A 1,122-nucleotide genomic window follows, 5' to 3' on the forward strand; every position below is an offset into this window, starting at 1 on the left:
CTTTTTTTTGCATGTGTAACGCGCAACATTTCAGCCTATAGTTCATTTGTTTGTTGGAGAAAATATCGAGTCAGCAGTTCCTCTACCCGGTGACGTATACGCGGATTAAAGTATTTATGCTTTTCTTCATAGCCATTTATGATAAATAGATACGTTGTAAATCCCTCATCGTGTTCAATTTGCTGTACTTTCATACTTTCTTTACGTAAATGCTGCTTCAGTTCATAAAGTGCTTTCTGTGCTTCCTTTAACACAGAGGTCACAAGCTGAATGTATGGTTCATTTAATTTAAATGTTTGATGTTGTTTTAAGTGTGTCAGATCACGATTGAGGATGGAGATGACCATAGGAAGAAAGATGGCCTGTTCCATCATTTGAAGCTGTACTCTTGATAGTCTCGTCATGTCCAAGCCTGCTTTCTTTATAAATAGAACAAATGTTCTTGTTTATTATATCGAATGAGTCAAAAAATCTCAAGGGGGGCGAGTGGGATTTATTTGTATATTTTTATGTTTTCCATGTAAAATGAAATGTAGACAAACCTTGAAGGAGTCAAACAAGTTGACATCATTTCTTTCTCTATTTACTCATGAAAATATCACATCATTTTTTGAAAGCTACAAGGCCTTTGGACCAATTGTCGCTATATTGCTTCCTCTGATTGAAGCATTTCTTCCTTTTTTACCACTCGTGGCGTTTGCGGTGGCAAATGCAAATGCATTCGGCCTTTGGGAAGGCTTTTTATTAACCTGGATCGGTGCAAGTGCAGGTTCTATTCTTGTCTTTTTACTGATCAGAAAATTTGGACAGATGAGAATGCTGAACTTTATTAGCAGACACCCTTCCATTAAGAAATTAATGCTTTGGGTAGAGAAACGGGGATTTGGTCCGTTATTTATTTTACTCTGCTTTCCTTTTACACCTTCTGCTGCCGTCAATGTGGTCGCAGGCTTATCAAGAATTAGCATGTGGCAATTTTCATTAGCTGCTTTAGCTGGTAAGTGTGTCATGCTCTTTATCATTAGTTTTATTGGTTATGACCTTTCTGCTTTAGTAAAGAATCCGTTAATGAAGTGTTTTTGCGTTCTAGTTATCGTTTTATTATGGTATGTTGAAAGAGAG

At 36.8% G+C, this 1,122-nt stretch carries 2 protein-coding genes; one reads left to right on the forward strand and one right to left on the reverse strand.

The window, feature by feature from the left end; all coding sequences use genetic code 11:
• Positions 1 to 35: 35 nt before the first annotated feature.
• Positions 36 to 404, reverse strand: coding sequence for a hypothetical protein (locus AOQ70_RS01770; RefSeq protein ID WP_059374641.1), 369 nt, complete (start codon positions 402 to 404; stop codon positions 36 to 38).
• A 157-nt stretch (positions 405 to 561) separates the two neighbouring features.
• Between AOQ70_RS01770 and AOQ70_RS01775 the strand changes: the two genes are divergently transcribed.
• Positions 562 to 1,122, forward strand: a 561-nt coding sequence (locus AOQ70_RS01775) for a TVP38/TMEM64 family protein (RefSeq protein ID WP_082700797.1), incomplete at its 3' end; no start/stop codon positions are given.

The organism is Bacillus sp. AM 13(2015), assembly GCF_001518755.1.
In the GTDB taxonomy this organism is placed as follows: domain Bacteria; phylum Bacillota; class Bacilli; order Bacillales; family Bacillaceae; genus Bacillus; species Bacillus safensis.

Excerpts from the sequence above, each read along its gene's own strand:
- AOQ70_RS01770 (WP_059374641.1), bottom strand. The coding sequence starts at position 404 with ATGACGAGACTATCAAGAGTACAGCTTCAAATGATGGAACAGGCCATC.